Source organism: Nocardia sp. NBC_01327 (genome assembly GCF_035958815.1).
In the GTDB taxonomy this organism is placed as follows: domain Bacteria; phylum Actinomycetota; class Actinomycetes; order Mycobacteriales; family Mycobacteriaceae; genus Nocardia.
In genome coordinates this window covers 8,571,597-8,592,617 of sequence record NZ_CP108383.1, presented here as the reverse complement: position 1 = coordinate 8,592,617, position 21,021 = coordinate 8,571,597, and the positions used below count along the sequence as shown (strand labels likewise).

At 67.8% G+C, this 21,021-nt stretch carries 20 protein-coding genes; 13 read left to right on the top strand and 7 right to left on the bottom strand.

Annotated features, from left to right (window positions below; genetic code table 11):
- Positions 1 to 8 precede the first annotated feature (8 nt).
- Together OG326_RS39670 and OG326_RS39665 are read right to left on the bottom strand one after the other, a co-directional pair.
- A complete protein-coding gene (locus OG326_RS39670; protein WP_297613417.1) occupies positions 9 to 416 on the bottom strand; it encodes a roadblock/LC7 domain-containing protein in 408 nt (135 codons plus the stop codon).
- A complete protein-coding gene (locus tag OG326_RS39665; protein WP_327142225.1) occupies positions 413 to 3,454 on the bottom strand; it encodes a sensor histidine kinase in 3,042 nt (1,013 codons plus the stop codon). The genes OG326_RS39670 and OG326_RS39665 overlap by 4 nt, the downstream gene beginning before the upstream one ends.
- A 330-nt stretch (positions 3,455 to 3,784) precedes the next feature.
- Between OG326_RS39665 and OG326_RS39660 the strand changes: the two genes are divergently transcribed.
- The 9 genes from OG326_RS39660 to OG326_RS39620 all read left to right on the top strand — a co-directional run bounded on the left by OG326_RS39660 (position 3,785) and on the right by OG326_RS39620 (position 12,186).
- The gene (locus tag OG326_RS39660; RefSeq protein WP_327142224.1) at positions 3,785 to 4,471 is read left to right on the top strand and encodes a response regulator transcription factor; all 687 of its coding nucleotides are present in this window, start codon (positions 3,785 to 3,787) and stop codon (positions 4,469 to 4,471) included.
- A gap of 74 nt (positions 4,472 to 4,545) precedes the next feature.
- Positions 4,546 to 5,937 carry a HAMP domain-containing sensor histidine kinase gene (locus OG326_RS39655; RefSeq protein ID WP_327146740.1) on the top strand — a complete coding sequence of 464 codons (1,392 nt, stop codon included), beginning with the start codon at positions 4,546 to 4,548 and terminating at the stop codon, positions 5,935 to 5,937.
- 595 nt (positions 5,938 to 6,532) lie between these two features.
- Positions 6,533 to 7,834 carry a S1C family serine protease gene (locus OG326_RS39650; protein WP_327146739.1) on the top strand — a complete coding sequence of 434 codons (1,302 nt, stop codon included), beginning with the start codon at positions 6,533 to 6,535 and terminating at the stop codon, positions 7,832 to 7,834.
- Positions 7,835 to 7,974: 140 nt separating this feature from the next.
- Positions 7,975 to 8,469 (top strand): MogA/MoaB family molybdenum cofactor biosynthesis protein, encoded by a 495-nt coding sequence (locus OG326_RS39645; RefSeq protein ID WP_297613539.1) that lies wholly within the window; start codon positions 7,975 to 7,977, stop codon positions 8,467 to 8,469.
- Positions 8,466 to 8,681, top strand: coding sequence for a hypothetical protein (locus OG326_RS39640; protein ID WP_327142223.1), 216 nt, complete (start codon positions 8,466 to 8,468; stop codon positions 8,679 to 8,681). Before OG326_RS39645 ends, OG326_RS39640 begins: the two co-directional genes overlap by 4 nt.
- Positions 8,682 to 8,998: 317 nt before the next feature.
- Entirely contained in the window at positions 8,999 to 9,676 is a 678-nt protein-coding gene (locus tag OG326_RS39635) for an MspA family porin (protein WP_327142222.1), read from the top strand.
- A 79-nt stretch (positions 9,677 to 9,755) separates the two neighbouring features.
- On the top strand, positions 9,756 to 10,442 hold the full coding sequence (locus tag OG326_RS39630; RefSeq protein WP_327142221.1) for an MspA family porin: 687 nt from the start codon (positions 9,756 to 9,758) through the stop codon (positions 10,440 to 10,442).
- Positions 10,443 to 10,759: 317 nt separating this feature from the next.
- Entirely contained in the window at positions 10,760 to 11,440 is a 681-nt protein-coding gene (locus tag OG326_RS39625) for an MspA family porin (RefSeq protein WP_327142220.1), read from the top strand.
- 62 nt (positions 11,441 to 11,502) lie between these two features.
- Positions 11,503 to 12,186 (top strand): MspA family porin, encoded by a 684-nt coding sequence (locus tag OG326_RS39620; protein WP_327142219.1) that lies wholly within the window; start codon positions 11,503 to 11,505, stop codon positions 12,184 to 12,186.
- A gap of 87 nt (positions 12,187 to 12,273) precedes the next feature.
- On the opposite strand, the gene mscL is transcribed toward OG326_RS39620, so the two are convergent.
- The 5 genes from mscL to OG326_RS39595 form a co-directional block, all read right to left on the bottom strand.
- Complete coding sequence (gene mscL / locus OG326_RS39615; protein WP_327146738.1) at positions 12,274 to 12,681, bottom strand: large conductance mechanosensitive channel protein MscL; 408 nt, start codon at positions 12,679 to 12,681, stop codon at positions 12,274 to 12,276.
- 168 nt (positions 12,682 to 12,849) lie between these two features.
- Complete coding sequence (locus OG326_RS39610; RefSeq protein ID WP_327142218.1) at positions 12,850 to 13,533, bottom strand: SAF domain-containing protein; 684 nt, start codon at positions 13,531 to 13,533, stop codon at positions 12,850 to 12,852.
- A gap of 99 nt (positions 13,534 to 13,632) precedes the next feature.
- Complete coding sequence (locus OG326_RS39605) at positions 13,633 to 13,956, bottom strand: FmdB family zinc ribbon protein (protein ID WP_327142217.1); 324 nt, start codon at positions 13,954 to 13,956, stop codon at positions 13,633 to 13,635.
- A gap of 72 nt (positions 13,957 to 14,028) precedes the next feature.
- Positions 14,029 to 14,619, bottom strand: coding sequence for a 5-formyltetrahydrofolate cyclo-ligase (locus OG326_RS39600; RefSeq protein ID WP_327142216.1), 591 nt, complete (start codon positions 14,617 to 14,619; stop codon positions 14,029 to 14,031).
- 154 nt (positions 14,620 to 14,773) lie between these two features.
- Positions 14,774 to 16,420: a purple acid phosphatase family protein gene (locus OG326_RS39595; RefSeq protein ID WP_327142215.1), complete on the bottom strand. Its 1,647-nt coding sequence runs from the start codon at positions 16,418 to 16,420 to the stop codon at positions 14,774 to 14,776.
- 342 nt (positions 16,421 to 16,762) lie between these two features.
- Between OG326_RS39595 and OG326_RS39590 the strand changes: the two genes are divergently transcribed.
- From OG326_RS39590 to sepX, 4 genes are all read left to right on the top strand, one after another.
- Positions 16,763 to 17,701 (top strand): UTP--glucose-1-phosphate uridylyltransferase, encoded by a 939-nt coding sequence (locus OG326_RS39590; RefSeq protein WP_327142214.1) that lies wholly within the window; start codon positions 16,763 to 16,765, stop codon positions 17,699 to 17,701.
- A gap of 48 nt (positions 17,702 to 17,749) precedes the next feature.
- Complete coding sequence (gene glp, locus OG326_RS39585; protein ID WP_297613443.1) at positions 17,750 to 19,009, top strand: molybdotransferase-like divisome protein Glp; 1,260 nt, start codon at positions 17,750 to 17,752, stop codon at positions 19,007 to 19,009.
- A gap of 10 nt (positions 19,010 to 19,019) precedes the next feature.
- Positions 19,020 to 19,670, top strand: a complete 651-nt coding sequence (locus OG326_RS39580) for a GNAT family N-acetyltransferase (protein WP_327142213.1) — start codon at positions 19,020 to 19,022, stop codon at positions 19,668 to 19,670.
- A gap of 182 nt (positions 19,671 to 19,852) precedes the next feature.
- Positions 19,853 to 20,995 carry a divisome protein SepX/GlpR gene (gene sepX, locus OG326_RS39575; protein ID WP_327142212.1) on the top strand — a complete coding sequence of 381 codons (1,143 nt, stop codon included), beginning with the start codon at positions 19,853 to 19,855 and terminating at the stop codon, positions 20,993 to 20,995.
- Positions 20,996 to 21,021: the final 26 nt, after the last annotated feature.

Genomic DNA, 21,021 nt, shown 5'->3' with positions numbered 1-21,021 from the left:
GCGGCTCATCAGGCCGTACGGGCAGTGGCCTGCACCACCGACCCGACCCGGTCGACCAGCAGCGCCATCTCGTAGCCGATTCGGCCGATGTCGTGCTGTTTATTGGCCAGCACCGCCAGGTGCGAGCCGTTGCCGACGGTCATGACGAGCAGGTAGCCGCGCTGCATTTCGACGATGGACTGCATGACCTTGCCACCGTCGAAAAGCTGTGCCGCACCGGCCGAGAGGCTGGCCAGACCGGCGGTGACCGCGGCGAGCTGTTCGCCCCGATCGGCCGGCAGATGCGGACTGGTCGCCTGCATAAGTCCATCGGCCGAAACCAGGACGGCATGCGAGACACCGGGCACTTCGCGGGTGAAGCGGGTGACCAGCCAGTTCAGATTCTCATCGGTGGTGGTGCGCTGGGAGTCGGTCATGCATGCCCTCCGTCTGTGTACTGCGAGTCTGCGCGTCCAGAGCGAACGCCGCTGAGGTGCCTCGTCAAGCTGTTACGGATCTCATCCGGATTGCGGGCACCGGTCTCGTCCTCCTGCGCCACCGCACCGGGCACCAACTGCGCCCCGGGCCGCCGGATCGGCAACCCGCCCTGCGTCTTGGAACTGGAGGTCGGATTGGCGGCTTCCGCGGCGGCGGCCCAGCCGGCATCCGAGGTCGACGACCATTCCGCGCTGTCGTCCTGAGCGCCGGAGGCGGGTTCCACCAACCACTCCGAGACCATGCGCTGATAGATCGGGCTCCCCGACATGACGGAGTCACCGGCCGGGCGCTGCGCGGGCTGCGGTTGCTGCTGTTGCGGTTGCGGTTGCGGAGCCTGCCCGCGCTGCGGGAGCGGGGCGGCCACAGGCTCGGTGCCGAAACCATGGCTGTTGCCGTTGCCGAAATTGTTCCCGAGGCTGTTCACGGTGGCGCCGTTGCCGTTTCCGGCAGTCTCGCGGTAGGTATCGCCGCTGGTCAGACCGTTTCCATTGGGCACGTTGCCATTCGGCGCGGTGCCGGCGGGGCTGCCACCGACCGGGCTGCCGCTGTCGTTCCCGAACGCGCTGTACCCGTTCGCGAAGTAGGTGCCCGTATCGTCGCCGCCGGTACCGGCGTCGTCGTAGCCGTTCCCATTGCCGCCGTTGCCATTGCCGCCATTGCCCACCGGTGCGGCCGGGCTCAGGGGGGCAGCCGGTTCGGGCTGCTGCACCTCGTGCTGACCGGTATCACCCCAGAAGTCGACCGGCGGCTGGGTCTGCGGACCGACCACGCTGTAGGTCGCGGTGGGATCGCCGGCGCCCGCGAAGGCGTCGACGAAATTGTCCGTATACGGCTTCTCCACACCGAATCCGGTGAGGGCCGGCTGTTCGCCGGTATCGCCGCCGGGCGTCTTACGCTGCGGCAGGCCGGAACTGGTGACCCCGAACCGGCCGGTGGTCACGACCTCCGGTGCGTTCGGCACCGGCATCAGCCGCGGCGGTGCGACCACGGGCTGCGGTGTGGACACCGGAGACTGCGGCAGCGTGGAGACCGTGGCGACCGGAGCCACCGCGCCGGGCGCCACGGGCAGGGCCGCGGTGACCGGGAACTGACCGGTATTGCCGTTGTCGCCGCCACGTTCCGGCGCGGGCGAGACGAGGGTGCCCGGCAGGTGGACGCTGGCGGTGATGCCCGGCTGCTGCACCATGGCGGAGGTGCGGCGCAGGCTCACGGTGATGTTGTGCCGCTTGGCGAGCCGGCCCACGACGAACAGGCCCATGCGGCGGGCGGTCTCGACATTGACCTCACCACCGGAGGCGAGCCGGTCGTTGATGGACTGCAGGTCTTCGGCATTCATGCCGAGGCCCCGGTCGGTGATCTCGATGAGGTAGCCCCCGTCCACGGCGCGCGCCACGGACACCGCCACCGGAGTGGACGGCGGGGAGTAGCGCAGTGCGTTGTCGATCAACTCGGCCAGCAGGTGCTCGATATCGACGGCCGGCTCACCGGCGACGATGCCGTCGGGCACGGTGCCGATCTCGGCGCGCTGGTAGTCCTCCACCTGCGAGACCGAGGACCACAGCATGTCCGAAAGCGGCACCGGCGTGAGATGGCCACGGCGCAGCGCGGTTCCGGCCAGCACCAGCAGGTTGTCGCCGTTGCGGCGCATGCGGGTGGCCAGGTGGTCGAGGCGGAACAGGCTCTGCAGCCGCTCGGAGTCGTCCTCGTCGCGCTCCAGCTCCTCGATCAGCGTCAACTGCTGTTCGACGAGCGATTGGCTACGGCGGGAAAGGGTCTCGAACATATTGCCGATCTGCAATCGCAGCCGGGCCTGTTCGGCGGCGAGGTGCAGCGCCTGGGTGTGGATATCGTCGACGGCGCGGGCCAGCTGCCCGATCTCCTCGGTGGTGTGCACGTCGACCGGGGTGATCTCGGGGGTGGCGCCACCGGCGCGCACCACTTCGAGTTCCTGCGGCAGATCGATGTGCGCGACCTGGAGGGCATCCCGGCGCAGGCGCCGGACGGGCACGACCAGTGAGCGCGCCACCACCAGGGCGAGCGCCAGACCGGCCAGGAGCATGCCGATAACGATGGAGGTATCGCGCAGCACCGTATTGCGGGCGTCGGTGCTGAGCTGAGCGAGCTTGGCGTCCAGCGCGACTCCGATATCGGCCATCACCGAGTGGTAGCCGTTGAGACTGGCGTTGACCGCGTCGTTCATGGCCGGGACCGCGGCCGGATCGGGCACGCCCTGCGCGAGGATGCCGATACGGACGTTCGCGGCGTCCCGGAGTCCGCCGTCGCCCTGCGCCGAATTCGCGTACAGGCTCTGATACACCTGCAGCAGCGTGATCTCGGCGCCGATGGAGGTGAGCAGCCGGACCCGCAGGCCCTGGTTCGTACCGAGCCCCGGGGTGGCGAGCATGGTGCGTTCCTGGGTGAGCAGACGCCCGGCGGTCATCAGGGTGCCCTGCTGCAGGAACAGCTGCTGCACACGCAGATCCGAGACCGACTGCGAGGTCGAAAGCGCGGTCTGGATCTTCTGCGAGACCGCCTCGGACTGATCGGCCACCGCCTGCGCGGAGCCGCTGTGCCGGTTGTTGCGCATGGTCTTGGCCATCGTGATGGCCTGATCGAGCTGCTGCACGATGCCGACGTCCACCTTGGAGGCGCGCAGCAGCATATCGAGGTCGGCGGCGGCCTGATCGAACTTTCCGGCGGCGGCGTCGATGGCGGGATCAGCGTCCGGGTTTCCCCAGCCGTCGATCGTCTGTACGGCGAGTTCCTGTGTTGCGGACTCGAATTTGATTGTTGGGCCCATTACGGCGGCCTGTTCCGTACCGGCGCTCAGGCTGTTGATCGTTTGCAGCTCGGAGTTGATGCGCAAGACCGCGAAGGTCGAGGCGAGCAACACCGGGAGCACCAGAACGATGCCGACCTTGCGTGTGACGGGCCAGTTGGACAGGCTCAATTGCCAGGACCGGGGTGTCGCTTCCATCCCGCTTCCGTCGCCTCCGCTTTTCACGAGTGACCCCCAGGTCGTATGCGGTTGTGCGGCGTAGGGCAGAACCCCGCGCGGAACCAACTAGAGGTCTTCTTTTCCGGCCTGCAACATACCGCGCGGGCTGTGTATCGGCAATTCGAGCAACTCGCTGTACACGACTCCGAATACAGCCGCGCGCAACGTTTTTCGAATTCCGAAAGCGAACCGAGTACCCTGCGCGCATCGGGCCCCCGTGAAACTCGCTGGTCACCGCCGGATCTCGTCCGGCGTGTCGAAGTGGCCCTTCTCAGTGACCTCTCAGTCGCTGTGGGCAGACTGGAGGCCATGCGCATTCTGGTAGTCGACGACGACCGCGCGGTCCGGGAATCGCTGCGTCGCTCGCTGACCTTCAACGGCTATACCGTCGACCTCGCGGTCGACGGTGTGGACGCCCTCGAGAAGACCACCAGCTCGCGGCCCGATGCTCTGGTACTCGACGTGATGATGCCCCGTATGGACGGGCTCGAGGTGTGCCGCCGGCTCCGCAGCACCGGCGATGATCTGCCGATTCTGGTACTCACGGCACGGGATTCGGTCTCCGAGCGGGTAGCCGGACTCGATGCCGGCGCCGACGACTACCTGCCCAAGCCGTTCGCCCTGGAAGAGCTGCTGGCCCGGCTGCGGGCGCTGCTGCGCCGCACCACCGTCGACCAGATGGAGGGGTCGGAGGCCATGCAGTTCGCCGACCTGTCGCTGGATCCGGTCACCCGCGAGGTGCTGCGCGGCGAACGGTCGATCAGCCTGACCCGCACCGAGTTCTCGCTGCTGGAAATGCTGATGGCCAATCCGCGCCGGGTGCTCACCCGCAGCCGCATTCTCGAAGAGGTATGGGGCTACGACTTTCCGACCTCCGGCAATGCGCTGGAGGTCTACATCGGATATCTGCGCCGCAAAACCGAAGCCGAGGGTGAGCCGCGACTCATTCACACCGTGCGGGGCGTCGGGTATGTGCTGCGCGAGACCCCGCCGTAGGGGCCGGGTACGTGGGCAGGAGTATTCCGCGGCGGCCGCTGGTCGCCGGACTCGGCAATTCGCCGGAACCCGATATGCGCCCGCCGATGCCGCTGACGCGTTCGGTATCGCTGCGCTGGCGGGTGACGCTGCTGGCCGCCTCCGTGGTGGCCGTCGCCGTGGCCTTCACCTCCATCGCGGCCTATGCGATGGTGGCGCGCTCGCTGTACGCGGATGTGGATTCGCAACTGCGCGCACGGGCTTCGCTGATGATCGACAACAACTTCGATTCGCTCGGCTTCCAGTCGATCGTGCTGGCCGGGCTGTATTCGAATGATGTCGGTGTGGCGCTGATCTTTCCGGACCTGTCCCCGTACGTGCCGCCGCAGACCACCAATCCGCCGGTGGGCAAACAGGAATTGGCGGTGGCGCGCGGGGAGATCGGCTTCTCGCTGCGCACCGTCGACAATCAGCGGGTGCTGGCTCGGCGCACGCATTCCGGTTCCACCCTGGTGGTTTCGCAGCGACTGCAACCCACCCGGGAGGTACTGGATCGGCTGGCGTGGCTGCTGTTCGTGGTCGGCGGCTGCGGGGTCATGCTCGCCGCGGCCGCGGGAACCGCGGTGGGGCGCACCGGTTTGCGGCCCATCGCCCGGCTGACCGCGGCCACCGAACGAGTCGCTCGCACCGATGACCTCACTCCCATTCCGGTCACGGGTGATGATGAACTCGCCAGGCTCACTGAGAGTTTCAACACCATGCTGCGCGCGCTCACCGAATCCCGGGAGCGGCAGCGGCGTTTGGTGGCCGACGCCGGTCATGAGCTGAAGACGCCACTGACGTCTTTGCGCACGAATATGGAGTTGTTGATCGCCTCGTCGCGTCCGGGTGCGCCGCGTATTCCGGATGAGGACATGGTCGAACTGCGCTCGGACGTCATGGCGCAGATCGAGGAATTGTCCACGCTGGTGGGCGATCTGGTGGACCTGGCTCGCGAGGACGCCCCCGATCTCGTCTACGAGCAGGTCGATATCGGCGATGTGGCCGGGCGCGCACTGGAGCGGGCGCGGCGGCGGCGCAGCGGTGTCGAATTCGATGCCCAGCTGCTGCCCTGGTTCGTCTTCGGCCACGAGGCCGGGCTCGAGCGTGCCATCCTCAATGTGCTCGACAATGCCGCCAAATGGAGTCCGGCGGGCGGCACGGTGCGGGTCACCATGCGCGAGGCCGGGCGCGGGCTGCTGGAGCTGGCCGTCGACGACGCCGGTCCCGGTATTCCGCCTGCCGAGCGCGAGCTGGTGTTCGAACGCTTCTATCGGACCATGACCTCGCGCTCCATGCCCGGCTCCGGCCTGGGCCTGGCCATCGTGAAGCAGGTGGTGACCAAGCACGGCGGCACCATCAGCATCGATACTTCCGAACGCGGGGGCGCTTTGATCCGTATCGTGCTGCCTGGAGAAGGCACACCTTTCGCGGTCCCCGAGACCTGATTTCCGGAAAGCCTCCGGAAAAAACCAGCACGGTCTCAGTCCGCTCTCAGTCGTCACCGCCACTCTTGGCTACGAGACTCGAGGAGAAACGAGAAACATGACCGAGGATTCGAAGCGGGGCACCGAACCAGGCGCCTCCTCTGCGCAGCCCGACCACCGCGATGTGCAGCCCGACCCCCGCGATGCCGACCGGTCGTTCGTCGACCCGTCCGCCTCTCCCGAGTCCCCGGCGCACAGTGGATCCGACTCCGGCGCTCCCGCACAGCCCGCCGCCTCCGCACAGTCCGCCGAATCGGCCACACCGCCCGGCGCTCCCGCCGAGGGCGGCGTCGCAGAGCCCGGCGCACCGGCACAGCCGTATCAGCAAGCGCCGGCCCAGCCGCATCAGGATTCGGCCTGGGCGCGCGGCGGTCAGAGCTCCGGCGCGCCCTATCCGGGCTACCAGGCGGGCCAATCCGCTCCCGGCTACGGCGCCCCGAGCGGTCCGGGCGCGAGCGGTCCGGCCTACGGGCCCGGTTCCTCCGCACCCCAGGGCTATCCCGCCCAGGGCTTCGGTGGCCAGCCCTACGGTGCGGCTCCGGCCGGCTACGGCGGTGTGGATCCCTCGGGAGTGCATGCCACAGAACAGTTTCCGGCCTCCGGCACCGAACAGCTCCCGGCCGGCGCCTACGGGCAGTACGCGGCGTCGGGGTACGCGGGCGGGCATCCGCCCACCGAGCCGATCTTCGGCGGCCCGGTCGGTCCGGGTGGACCGCCGAACGGTCCCGGATATCCCGGTGCGCCCGGCGGCCCCGCGCCCAAGCGGCCCGTCCGGACCGGTCTGGTCGTGGGCGCGGTGGCGCTGGCACTGCTGAGCGGTGGCATCGGCGGCGCGGTCGGTGCGCTGGCCACTCATGACAGCAACGGTTCCTCGCTGTCCAATGCGCTCGATGCGCCGCAGCCGAAGGTCAATACGGTGGCCAATGCGCCCGCCGGTTCGGTGCAGGCCGTCGCGCAGAAGGTGCTGCCGAGCGTCGTCATGATCAAGGTCGCGAGCAGCAAGGCCGAGGGGGAGGGGTCCGGCGTGATCCTGTCCACCGACGGCCTGATCCTGACCAATAATCACGTGGTCAGCGGCGCCGGGCCGAACGCCCAGATGCAGGTGGCCTTCAGCGACGGCAGCACCGTGCCCGCGAAGCTGGTCGGCGCGGATCCGGTATCGGATCTGGCGGTCGTCAAGGTCGACGGCAAGCAGGGCCTGGCCCCGATCGATCTCGGCGCGTCCGCGGGCCTGCAGGTCGGCCAGTCGGTGGTGGCGGTCGGTTCGCCGCTCGGACTGGCGGGCACGGTGACCACGGGCATCGTCTCCTCGCTCAACCGCCCGGTGTCGACCAGTGGTGAGCCGGGTTCGCAGGGCACGGTCATCGATGCCATCCAGACCGACGCGGCGATCAACCCGGGCAACTCCGGTGGTGCGCTGGTCGATATGAACGGCAAGCTGATCGGCATCAATACCGCCATCGCCACCCTCGGAACGTCGGAGGCCGCGGGTGCGCAGAGCGGGTCCATCGGTCTCGGATTCGCCATTCCGGTCGATACCGCGCGCCGGGTGGCCGATGAGCTGATCAAGACCGGCAAGGCGACCTACGCGCAGCTCGGTGTGAAGGTCCGCGCGCAGGACGACGCCAACGGGGCCCGCATCCTCGAGGTCACCGCCGACGGTCCGGCCGCCAAGGCCGCCGTCCCGAACAATGTGATCGTCACGAAACTCGATGACCAGCTTATCGATTCGGGCAATGCGCTGATCGCCGCGGTGCGCTCGCACCGGCCGGGCGACAAGGTCAAGCTGACCTACACCGACGATCAGGGCAACAATGCCAAGACCGTCGACGTCACCCTCGGAGAGGCGGCATCCTGATGCAGCACGAGACCGGACCGACCCCGATGCCCGCGATTCGAGTGACCGCGGAGGGCGGCTGGGAGCTGTTGTCCGACAAGGGCGCTCTGTTGTCGGGCACGGGCGACGTGTTGTCGGGCGGGGACGCTACGGTGAGCACCATGGAAATCGATGCCGCTGTGGCGGGCCGTGCTCTTGTCGTGGTCGTCGACGACCGAACCGCCCACGGTGGCGAGGACTCCTTCGGTCCGCTGGTCACCGAACTACTCACCGAGGCGGGGTTCCTGGTCGATGCTTCGGTATCCGTGCAGGCCGATGAGGTGGAGATTCGCAATGCGCTCAATACCGCCGTCATCGGCGGTGTGGATCTGGTGATCTCGGTCGGCGGCACGGGCATGTCGCCGCGCGATGTCACGCCCGAGGCCACCGAGGAGGTCCTGGACCGGCTGCTCCCGGGTATCAGCGAGGCGCTGCGCGCCTCCGGGCTGTCGTCGGGTTCGCTGGAGGCCGGCCTCTCGCGCGGTCTGGCCGGCGTTTCGGGCAGCACGCTGGTGGTGAACCTGCCGGGTTCGCGCGCCGCGATCCGCGACGGTATGGCCACCCTGGGCCCGCTGGCCAGCAAGGTCATCGACGAGCTCTCCGGTCTGGCGGAATGAGTTCCGAGTCCGACCGTTCTTCCGACGAACCCCGCCCGGCAGCGCGCCGAGCGGGGTCTCGTCGTTTATCGGCGGCCGAGGCCGCCAAGCTGGCGGCCGTCTTCGGTGAGGCGCTGCCCAGTACCACCGGCGATGAGCGCACGCCCGAACCGGATTCGGGACAGTCGGGGGACGACTGGCTGCGCTCCCAGGTGCCACCGCATCACGGCTGAACACGCACCGCGTCGCGGCTGAGTTCGCTCAGCGCTGAGTGCGCTCATATTCGCATTCGCCACTCTTTCCCGGCGGCTCTCGCTGCTCGGCGGCATAAATCACATTTGCGACAAATCATCGTGGTATTCGCATGCCATAGCGGTGTTGCCAAATAGTAACCAATGTGGCTATTGTCTCCCGCGGGTCGATAAAACCACGTGTCCAAGAAGTTTGAGCAGGCTGCTTGAGTTTTGCTCGCTTTGGGAGATTGGGCAGTGGCGACCAAGTCGGTTCCGGTGGTCGGAGCTGAATGCGAGACAACCTGATGAGGGAAAGAATGAGCGAGAACCGCACCAGCGGTGTCCGTCGCGCCGTCCGCATCGCGGGCTTCGGCGCAGCCACCGCCCTAGCGCTCGGTCTGCTGTCGACCGGCGCCGCCAATGCCGACACCTTCGTACCGTTGCCGGACGGTCAGAAGACGAGTCCGGCGGGCGTGACCATCACCCGGATCGGCGAGCACGCCGTCATCTCGCCCTCGATGGCGGGCAATGGCGCGGGTCGCACCGCGTGGCTGTCGGGCAAGACCTTCGCCGACGTCACCGCGACCCCGGCCGGCGCCGTCGGACCGAACAACGGCCCGGCGAACGGCCAGGGCAGCAACAACTCCTCCACCCACGGCGCCTCGCAGCTCAATACCGGGTACATCATCGGCTGCCAGGTCAGTCTCGCCGACAATGCCATTTCGGCCGGCGTCTCCGGCGGCGTGAATCTGTCCGGCGGCAGTCTGGGCGGTTCGGTCGGCCTGAATGTCGGCCCGGGCGAGGTCAAGCTCGTGCAGATCAACTCCAAGGACATCCTGAAGCCGGGCACCTACTCGGTCGAGTACCAGGATGTGCCGATCGAGATCCAGGGTTGCGCCGGTTATGCCCAGGCGCGCGCCTACTCCGTTGTCGAGATCATCGGTGACAACTACTCGAAGACCACCCTCTACGGGCAGCCGTTCAGCCTCGGCTGACGCTGCATGTCGCGGCACCGCGCCGTGAACGCCAATTCATTCCTCGCATAAGCGAATTCGACCCTAGAGGGAAAGAACGATGAACCTTCGAAAGACCATGGCCCGGGCCGCGGGTATCGGCGTCGCCGCCACCGCCGCTCTGGGTTTGCTGTCCACCGGCGCGGCCAATGCCGACACCTTCGTCCCGCTCGCGGGCGGCACACTCACCCAGACCCTGTCCGACGGCACCGTGGTGACGGTCCGCCTCGTCGGCGAGTCCGCGAACATCAACCCGTCGATGGGTTCGACTCCGCTGCACCGCAATGCGTGGGTCTCCGGTAGCGCGCAGGTCGAGCTGTCCGGCGCCAACGGCACCGTGGGCGGCAAGATCGTGCCCGGCTACATTGTCGGCTGCCAGGTGAATATCGCAGGTGGCGGCGCCAATGGCGGCGCGACCGGCGGCGCCGACTTCGGTGCGAACGGCCCGTCGGTGAACGGCGGGAACACCGGCGGCACGGCGGGCGGCAACCTGACGCTCGGCCCCGGCCAGTCGAAGGCCTACTACCTGCTCGACGAGGAAGCCCCCGACGACTACGGCAACGAGGACCACTACACCCGCAATGTCTTCAGCGGTTCGAACGGCTCGGTGACCTGGTCCGACGAGACCATCAATCTGAACGGTTGCGGCGGATACGCTCAGGCTCGCGCCTTCGTCGCGGTGCAGATCGAGACTCCGAACGTCATCACCGCTGTCACCCTGTGGGGGCAGCCCTTCAGCCTCGGCTGATTCGTTCGTTTCAGCAGAACCCCCAGGGGCCCGGCGCGATTAGCGCCGGGCCCTTTTTGCTATCCATAGCATTCTCGACATAGTCACTCGATCTTGTGTAGTTGCACTGGATCCTCTTCTCTCACACCTCATGGCTCACAACGGTGATGTAAAGTGCCCAGCGTCGCAGCATGAAAGAAATTGTAAGCAGTAACACAGTGGCAACAATGCGGCGACAAACTTACCGGGGTCCGCAAGGACCCACATGCTGGGTTCGCCGGAACCCTTTTCAGCCTCGGTGGTCGAGGCTGATCGCTAGAAACCTGATGAGGGGAAGTATGAGCGAGAACCGCACCCACGGTCTGCGTCGTGGTGCCCGCATTGCGGGTATCGGCGCGGCCGCGGCCGTGGCCATCGGCCTTTTTTCGACTGGGGCAGCTACTGCCGATGTCTTCGCACCGTTGCCGGACGGTCAGAAGGTGTCCCCGAGTGGGACAGTCACCATCACCCGTACGGGTGAGCACGCCGTCATTTCGCCGTCGCTGGCGGCCAACGGCGCTGGCCGCGTCGTATGGGTCACGGGCAACGCTGTTGCCGACGTGACCGACACTCCCGACGGCACAGTCGGTCCGAACAACGGTCCGCTGAACAGTCCGGGATCCAACAACTCCTCCACCCATGGCGCCTCGCAGCTGAGCACCGGTTACATCATCGGCTGCCAGGTCAGCATCGGCGAAGACGCCGTCTCCGCCGGAATCTCCGGTGGCGTCAGCCTCAGCGACGCGAACCTGGGTGGCTCGATCGGCGTCAATATCGGCCCCGGTCAGGTGACGTTCGTTCAGATCGATTACAAGGACATCAAGAAGCCGGGTACCTACTCGGTGGAGTACCAGGATGCCGAAATCCAGATCCAGGGTTGCGCGGGCTATGCGCAGGCGCGGGCATACACAACCGTCGAGGTCATCGGCGACAACTACTCGAAGACCACCTTGTACGGCCAGCCGTTCAGCGTCGGCTGAGTGATAACCCCCCGCCAGATCACTTCTCGCGTAAGCGAACTCAACCCTGAGGGACAATTGTAATGAACATCCGTAAGACTGTGGCTCGGGTGGCTGGTGTCGGCGCTGTCGCAACCGTCGCCCTCGGCCTGCTCTCCTCGACCGGCGCTGCCAACGCCGATACCGTCATTCCGCTGCCGGGCGGAAGTCTCACCAAGACCCTCTCCGACGGCACCGTGGTGACGGTGAACCTCGTCGGCGAGTCCGCCAACATCAACCCGTCCATGGGTGACACCCCGCTGCACCGCAATGCGTGGGTCTCGGCCTCCGCGCAGGTCCAGATCTCGGGTAACAACACCGATGTCGGCGGCAACATCTACCCCGGTTACGTGGTCGGTTGCCAGGTCACCATCGATGGCGCCAACACCAACGGCGGCGTCAGCGGCGGCGCTTCCTGGGACAGCTCGGGCAACGTGACCCCGAGCGCCGGCGCCACCGGCGGCGGCAACCTGACCCTCGGCCCCGGCCAGGCGCAGTCGTTCTACATCCTGGACCGGGAAATGCCGGATGACTTCGGCAACCCGATCCACAAGACCAAGAACACCTTCAAGGGTTCCAGCGGCTCGGTCACCTGGGCTGATGAGACCATCGGCCTGAACGGTTGCGCCGGCTACGCCCAGGCGCGTGCCTTCGTGAACGTCGAAATCGAGACCGACAATGTGATCACCTGGACCACGCTGTGGGGCGCACCGTTCAGCCTCGGCTGATTGTGTGATCGTAAGACGAACGGGCCCGGCGCATTTCGCGCCGGGCCCGCTTTCGTTTCAGTAGACTTCGAATATCTCTGTGCAACTTCAGCTTTCGTGCCTGCCACCGCCGGCGCCATTGCCGCCCTCGGCGAGCAGGTCCCGAATCTGTACCAGCAGTTCGTTATCCGACAGCGGTGTCTCTTTGGCGCCCCAGCGTGCCTTGGCCCGGTTGGCCGGGATCACCAGGACGAAGTACAGCAGCGCCGCGATAATGACGAAATTGAGCGCCGCGGTGATGATCGGGCCGATAGCGATGAACGTCGCCGGTTTATCGGCGATCAGCTGGAAGCCGAGGCCCAGGTTGCCGGTGTTGCCGAACACCGCGAGCAATGGAGTGATGATGCCATCGCTGAAGGCGGTGACGATCGCGACGAATGCGGTACCCATGACAACGGCGACAGCCAGGTCGACAACATTACCGCGAAGTAGAAACTCCTTGAAACCCTTGAGCATTGCCGAAAACTCCTCTACGTGATTGGCTCGCGCGAGCGCGGGCCGGATAGCGAGTCGGGCGAAGTTCATGCTGCGTACTTCATGACCATGCGGTTATCGGGCGATGGTAGTTCACGGGTGCGTGAGGTTGTGGAACATCCGTACCGGTGTTGCATGACCAATAGCTGGTCAGTGGAAAACCACGGTGAGCGCCGTACGCAGTGACGCCGCCGCCACCGCGGTCGCGCGCCGGGAGTCCAGCGCCACCAGGACCAGCCGCTCCTCGCGCCCCCGCACGGTGCTCGCGCCGGGAGCCAGGACGACCGCGGCGTCGGCGGCCAGCAGCCGGGCCGGACGCCCGCCGGCGCCGGGTTCCTCCGCGGCCACCACGTCGACCCGGTCTCCGGCCCGCAGTATGTCGGCAAGGCCGTTGTCCGCCAGCCGAATCGGAACGATGCGGGCATCGGGGGAGTGGGCGGCGACGGCCGCCAGCCGCGGGCCGACCACCCGCAGTTCGGTGAGGATCTCGCCCGCGGTCACCGCGCCGGTGAGGGTGGCGCCGCGCAGGCGATCGGGTTCGCGAATCACGCCGTCGGGCAGGGTGGCGCTCTCGCGGGGCGCGGCGCGCAGATCGTCGTCGCCGAGGACATGACCGGGCGGCAGTTCTCGCGTGGCGACCAGGACCGCGGTGTGCCGGGCCGCCGGATCACCGCGCACCGCCAGTACGGCGGCGAATACCAGTAGTGCGACCGCCGCGATGCGCCGCACCAATGCGCCGTCGGCCCAGGGCGGGCGCAGGCGCGCGGCGAACTCGAAGCGGGAATCGTGGCCGAGCTCGGCGTCCCGGCCGCCGGCCGTGCGGAATCGGATCATGCGGCCAGACTATGGCCGCACAACGACCGGCCGACCCCGCGAAAGGGTCGGCTGTGGATAACGAAAACTATGTGGAAATCGCCTGGTGCAGAACGCGAATCAGGCGGCGGACGTGCTGTTCGACGTGCTCGGCTTGGCCGGGGCCGACGGCGTCGCGGTGCTCGCGGGGGTGCTCGCCGGAGTGGTTCCGCTACCGGAGCCGTTCTCACCCGAGGGCGCCTTGGCGGGCTCGCTCGAGGTGGAGCCGTTGCGGCTGTCGGTGCGGTAGAAGCCGCTGCCCTTGAAGACGATGCCGACCGAGTTGAAGAGCTTGCGCAGCTTGCCGTTGCAGCGGTCGCAGGTGGTCAGCGCGTCATCGGAGAAGGACTGCACGATGTCGAACTTGTTGTCGCACTCGGTGCACGCATACGAGTAAGTAGGCATCGGGATTATCCTCCACGCTCTTTGTCGAATTAGCACTCTACAGCTGGCAGTGCCAACGCTGCCAATCGGGTGTCAATTCCCGGCGCGTTCTTCCAGCTTGTACAGCCCGCCGGACGGAGTCAGCGCCCACCCCATTCGGTGGTCGTGTGGCTCCTCCGGCAAATGGTCCACGAGTTCATCGTCCCGCACGACCGCGACCAACCGTACCTCCGATCGGGCCGCGCCCAGACTGCGGTCGTAATAGCCCGCTCCACGCCCCAATCGCACACCCCGCCGATCCACCGCCAGGGCCGGCACCAGAATCACCCCGGCTGCCGCCAGGGCGTCCGGCACGATCGCCCCGTCCGGCTCCCGCAGCCCGAACCGCCCGCGCCGCAGCCCCTCCGCCCCGGTGTACTCCGCCCACTCCAGCGGACCGGGCTCGCCGGTCACCGGCAGCAGCACCCGCGCCCCTCCGGCCCGCAGCGCGTCCAGCATGGCGAGCGATCCCGGCTCACCGCCGACCGCCACGTAGGCGCACACCGACCCGTCGGCCCGCAGCTGCCGGACGCCCTCGGCCAAAGCCGCGGCCTCGCGCGCCCGCACCTCCTCCGGCACCGCCTTCCGCCGCGCGAGAATCTCCTCCCGCCACGCCCGCTTGTCCCACCCGCTGCTGTCGCTCACGCCTTCACGATAAGCGCCCGCCACTCACGCAACCGCGCCCTCGGCCTCTCGTCGCTCCGCCGAGCCTCTCGTCATCCCGGCATGCTTTCGGCCGGGATCCACACTCGGAGTTGCCTCCCGGCCGAGAAGCGCGCCGGGATGACGAGGGTGCCGCCTATCGATCCGAGCGGGGGCGGGTGAGGGTGAACTTGTCGATGGCCTTCAGGTCGCTGGTGGGGCCGGTGAGGGCGTAGTAGGTGGCGGTGATGGTGGTGTTGCCGCCGGGAGTGCCGGGGTCCACGTCGAAAGAGCAGAAGCCGTAGGGGTGTTCGGCGTCCTTGAAGGCGGACCAGGGGGCGTCCTCCATGACGTAGACGGGGGTCTTCTTGCCCGTGGCGGGGTCGACATCGCCGACGGCGGTGATGACCCGGCATTTGTCGCCGGGGAAGAACAGGGCGTTGGACGGCGCCGACGTGCCGCCGCCGCCGATCACCAGGTGCACGGTGCCCTTGGTGGTGTCGATGACGTCCTTGCGGGTGTCGGCGGGCTTGGGGGTCAGCGTTTCGGTGCCCAGCGTGCCGCGCACGGGATGCGAACGCTCGTAATGATGTTCGTGCCCGCACAGCACCAGATCGACCTGGTACCTGTCGAACAGCGGCAGCCAGTCCTCGCGGATGGCGCGGTCGGCGCCGTTGAACTTGTCGGCGGAGGAGATGGCGGTCTGGTGCATGAACACCACCACCCAGTCGATGCCGCGATCGCCGCGCGCCTTCGCCAGTTCGCTTTCCAGCCAGCGCTTCTGGGCGCCGCCGGAGTAGCCGCGAATGTAGCTGTTGCCCGCGTCCTGGTAGCAGATGTCGTCATTGGCGACCGCGATCACGCGCACGCCGCCGACGGTGAAGGAGTACCAGAGTCCCTTCGCGTGCTCCTCGCTGCCGGAGTCCGGCACGGTGAAGTACGTCTGGAAGGCCGCGTAGCCGATGGGCCCGTTACCGAGCTCGTTCTCGTGATTGCCCGGTGCGGGCATCCAGGGCCGGTAGCGGGCCGAGCGAGAGTTGTTGGCCCACCAGTCGTTCCAGGTGCGCAGCCGGTCGGTGGCCAGATTGGCGTAGCAGAGATCGCCGTTGACGAGATTGAACAGCGGTGCGAGCTGTTCGATGCCGCCGGTGACGTCGCCGGCGAACGGCGAGCCCAGATTGTCGTTGACCCAGGTGCCGTTCACCGCCTTGCCGACCGTCGGCGTGCCCTGATCGCCGAAGCTGGTGAACCGGAACTTGGCGCGGCCGCCGGGTGCGGTGCGCAGCGTGCCCAGCTCCGGCGGCGCACCGTCGTGCCCGGCCGCGTAGACGTAGTCGGTATCCGGGCTCAGCCCGGTCAGGCGGGCGTGGTGCGCCTGAATTTCGATGCCGGCCTTGGCATCCCGATAGGTCCGCGTCTCGGCGTCCGCCGTTTTGCCGAAGCCGTCGGCGGCGGTCCCGTACCGCACCACCGGCTTGCTGACCGAGCCGACGGTATGCCAGGACACCACGGCCTCCCGGGCCGCATCCGCCCCGTATTGCAGGTGCAGTCCCGAAACCCGCGGCGCGGCAGCCTGATCCGGCGCGATCACCAATTCGGCCGACCGCGGCCACGCCGCCGCGGTGGATCCGTTGCCGCGCAAGGCGACCGCCCCGCCCGCCCCGACCGCGAGCCCGGCCAGCGCCGCACCCGCGGACGCGCCGAAGAGCCTGCGCCGGCTGACCCCGCCCGCCGCCGCGCCGGGAGTGCCACCGCCCCCGGGAGTGTCGGGACCGCTGCTGTGGGAATCCTCACGCTCGCTCATGGCTGCCAGCTAACCTCGGCCGGGTTCGCGACAAGCCACGGCGCGGCGAACGGTGCGTGAACACGTCGGCAGACCCGTGTGTTCGCTGCCGGTGGCGGTGTACACGGTTTGCCTCCCCCCGCACCGGGTACGAACTGATAGCCCCGGTTTCGCCGGGGTGTTCCGTACTTCACGCAGTTCGCGCCGGTAGCAACCGGTTCGCTGCGGCGTGACGGGTGCGCGCCCATCGCCTCGGTCGGGCGTTCGGTGCGCTACCCGCGCTGCGGACGCTTAGGCTCTCGTGGATGTCGGGGCGCTGTTCGGGCCGCGTCGATAGATGAGACGGATGGATAGGGTGAGTTCATGACAGCTAATGGCGGCGGAACCGAGTCGTGCTTCCGCACCGCGGTGGTGCCCGCGGCGGGACTCGGCACGAGGTTCCTGCCCGCGACCAAGACGGTCCCCAAGGAGCTGCTGCCGGTGGTCGACACCCCGGGCATCGAATTGGTCGCCGCCGAGGCCGCGGATTCCGGCGCCACTCGGCTGGTGATCGTCACCTCGCCCGGAAAAGACGGTGTGGTAGCGCATTTCGTCGAGGATCTGGTGCTGGAGAGCACGCTCGAGGAGCGCGGCAAATTCCATCTGCTGGAGAAGGTGCGCAAGGCGCCGGGGCTGCTCGATGTCACCTCGGTGGTGCAGGAGGAGCCGCTCGGCCTGGGTCATGCGGTGGCACAGGCGGAATCGGTGCTGGACGCCGATGAGGACGCCATCGCGGTGCTGCTGCCCGATGATCTGGTGCTGCCGAGTGGTGTGCTGACGGTCATGTCCCGCGTGCGGCGGATCTACGGCGGTTCGGTGCTGTGCGCCATCGATGTGCCGAAGGAATTGGTCAGCGCGTACGGCGTCTTCGATGTCGAGGTGCTTCCGGGTGCGTCCGCGGATGTGCTCAAGGTCAACGGCATGGTGGAGAAGCCCGCCCTGGACGAGGCGCCCTCCACATTCGCGGCCGCCGGCCGATATCTGTTGGACCGCGCCATTTTCGACGCACTACGCCGGATCACGCCCGGAGCGGGCGGCGAACTGCAGTTGACGGACGCCATCGCGCTGCTGATCGCGGAGGGACATCCGGTGCACGTGGTCGTCCATCGCGGGTCGCGACACGATCTGGGCAACCCGGGCGGATATCTTCGTGCTGCGGTGGATTTCGCTTTGGAACGAGAGGAATACGGCCCGGCTCTGCGTGAGTGGCTCGAACAGCGACTCAGCCCGAGCTGGAATCCGCAGCTGACCTCGTACGAGTGACAAATACCGTGACGAGGTGTGCAATGCGCGAGACCAGGGAAGGGCGGCATGCGCTCGGTTGAGGATCAGCAGATCAAGGTGACCGCGGCGGCAGTGGCGCCGCGGCCCGTCCGGGTCGCGATCTCGGAGGCCCAGGGACTGCTGTGCGCTGAGGACGTGGTGACCGAACGCCCGCTACCGGGCTTCGATCAGGCGGCCATCGACGGCTATGCCGTGCGCAGTGTGGATGTCTCCGGTGCGGGCGCGGATATTCGCGGTGAGGACGGCGAGCCCGTCGAGCTGACGCTGCCGGTGGTGGGTGAGGTGGCGGCCGGTTCCCGGCAGCCGATCCGCCTGCAGCCGCGCCAGACGGTGCGGGTCGATACCGGCGCACCGCTGCCGACGCTCGCGGATGCCGTTCTGCCGCTTGACTTCACCGATGGCGGCCGGGCGCGCGTCAAGGTGTACGAGTCGGTGCGCTCGGGCGATTATGTGCGCCGCATCGGCGACGATGTGCAGCCGGGTGATCTCGCGGTGCGCGCCGGTACGATCATCGGCCCGGCACAGGTCGGTCTGCTGGCGGCGGTCGGCCGCGACAAGGTGCTGGTGCATCCGCGCCCGCGCCTGTCGGTGCTGTCGGTCGGCGGCGAACTGGTCGATATCGACCGCACCCCCGGTCCGGGTCAGGTCTACGACGTGAACTCCTATGCGCTCGCGGCGGCGGCGCGTGATGCGGGCGCGGACGTGAACCGGGTCGGCATTGTCAGCGGTGACCCGAAGCGCCTGCGAGATGTGGTGGAGGGCCAGCTGGTTCGCTCCGAGGTCGTGGTGATCGCGGGTGCGGTGGGCGGCTGGGCGTCCGAGCAGATCCGGGAGGCACTGGAGGGTCTCGGCGAACTGGAGATCACCCGGGTCGGCATGCATCCGGGGTCGGTGCAGGGCTTCGGCCTGCTCGGCCGCGATGAGGTGCCGACCTTCCTGCTGCCGTCGAATCCCGTTGGCGCGCTTGTGGTTTTCGAGGTCATGGTGCGCCCGCTGATTCGCATCGCACTGGGCCGGCGCCATCCCATGCGGCGGGTGGTGCGGGCCCGCACCATTCTGCCGATCGCCTCCATTCCGGGGCGTCGCGGCTATCTGCGCGCGCAGCTCATGCGCGATGAGCAGACCGGTGACTACCTGGTGCAGCCCCTCGGCGGACCGAACGGGGCGTCCTCGCACCTGCTCGCCACCATGGCGGAGGCCAACAGTCTTATCGTGATCGATCCGGATATCACCGAGGTACGCACCGGTGACGAGGTACGGGTCGCTTTCCTCGCACAGCGAGGGTGAGGCCTTGGACATGAATGTATTCCGGTCGGCCCAGCATCCGGGCTGGCCCGCACATCTCGGACCGGTACGGGTCGGCGCCGGCGTGGTGACCCTGCGGCCCATCAGATTGCGGGACGCCGGGGCGTGGAGCAAGATCCGCACCCGCGATCGGGAGTATCTGGAGAAGTGGGAGCCGACCGGCCGCGGGGCCTGGGAGGCGCGCAACCATTCCGGAAACTGGCCCTCGCTGTGGTCCAGCCTCAAGGCGGAAGCCCGTCGGGGCGCGATGATTCCGCTGGTCATCGAGGTGGACGGCTATTTCGCCGGACAGCTCACCATCGGCAATATCGTGCGCGGCGCACTGCGGTCGGCCTGGATCGGCTACTGGGTGTCGGAGAAGATCAGCGGTCAGGGCGTGGCGACGGCCGCGCTGGCGCTGGGCCTGGACCACTGCTTCGGCGAGGTCGGACTGCATCGGGTGGAGGCCACCGTGCGGCCGGAAAACCTTGCGAGCCAGGCGGTACTGCGCAATGTGGGCTTCCGCGAGGAGGGGATGCTGCGCCGCTACCTCGATGTGGACGGGGCGTGGCGCGATCACCTGCTGGTGGGCCTGACGGTCGAAGAGGTGTCGGGGACCGTGGTGGACAAGTTGATTCGTGCGGGGCGCGCCTCTCAGACCTGAGGGGTGGCTGTGAGATCCGCTTTTCCCGTAACTTGTGTGACTACTGTGGCAGGTGTTGACGGCGCGCCTGCCGGTGATCACTGAGGTGCCGAACTAGCCTACGGACGTCGGTGGTGCGTCCTCGTACCACCGGTAAGTGCTGAAGGGAAGAGAGCCAGGCGGGGACGGAGGTGTAGAGCGCGATGCCGAATTCGATCTTGTGGATTGGTCTTGTCGTGCTCTGGGTGTTCGTGCTGTTCCCCATGCTGGCCAACCGCCATCCGCGGGTTCGCCAGCACACCGATGCCGCGCTGGCCACTCGGGTACTGCATCGCGGGGACGCCGAACCACGCACCAGAAAAGGTCCGGCTTCCGGACACGACACCGATCCGGACTACGTGCCGGTTCGCAGGAAGCATCACCACGATGATCCGGAGGATCGGATGACCAGATCGGACGACAGCACCACAGCTGAATCGGACGACGAGGATTTCGACACCGACCGCGAACGCGATACGGAGAGCGCCACATCCGTGCCTGCGGATACCGAACTGAACGCCGAGACCGAGTCGAAGGCGGATCCGGTAGCCGCGCAGGAAAGTGCCGAGAAGCCCGTCGAGGCTGAATTCGATTCCGAGACAACAGATTCCGAGAAAGATGCGGAGCCGGTGGGCTCCGGGACGGCGGAGCGCGCCGCCCCTCGGTCCGGGAGCCGGAAGGTCGCGGCGGATATCGCGGCCGATATCGCCGCCGAGGACATGCCGCCCGCGAAGCAGCGCCGCCGCCCGGAGCCGCCGCAGCGCACCAAGGTCCCCGCGCTGCGGGAGTGGGACGACGAAGTCGATTCCGACGACCCGGATTTCGTTCCGTCCCGGCGTGGCCGCGGTGGTTACGACCCGGAGGCCGATGCCATCGCCCGTGCCGCGCGCTACACCTTCCGTCAGCGCGCGGTGCTGGGGCTGGTGCTGAGCACACTGATCTTCGCCGGTGGCGCGCTGGCCATTTCGGCCGCCATGTGGACGCTGTGCGCGCTCGCGGGCATCGTGCTGGTGGGCTACCTCGCGTACCTACGCAAGCAGGTCCGCCTGGAGGAGGACATTCGCCGCCGCCGCATGGCCCGGCTGTCCCGGTCGCCCGAGGAGGAGGCCGTTCCGGAGGCGGCGCCGGAGCCCGAACGCCCTCGGCCCGATCGCGAAGAGACCCGTACACAATTGCGGCGCGCGGTCCTGGTCGAACCGGACGATGAGGATCCCGTCTTCGAGAATCTCGAACTGTTCGATGCCGCTACCGCCCGGGCCGCCCGGGAACGCGCCGCGGGGCGTGTCCGCCACGCGGTCGGCGAATAGCGGCGCCGAAGACCGGCAGAGTGATA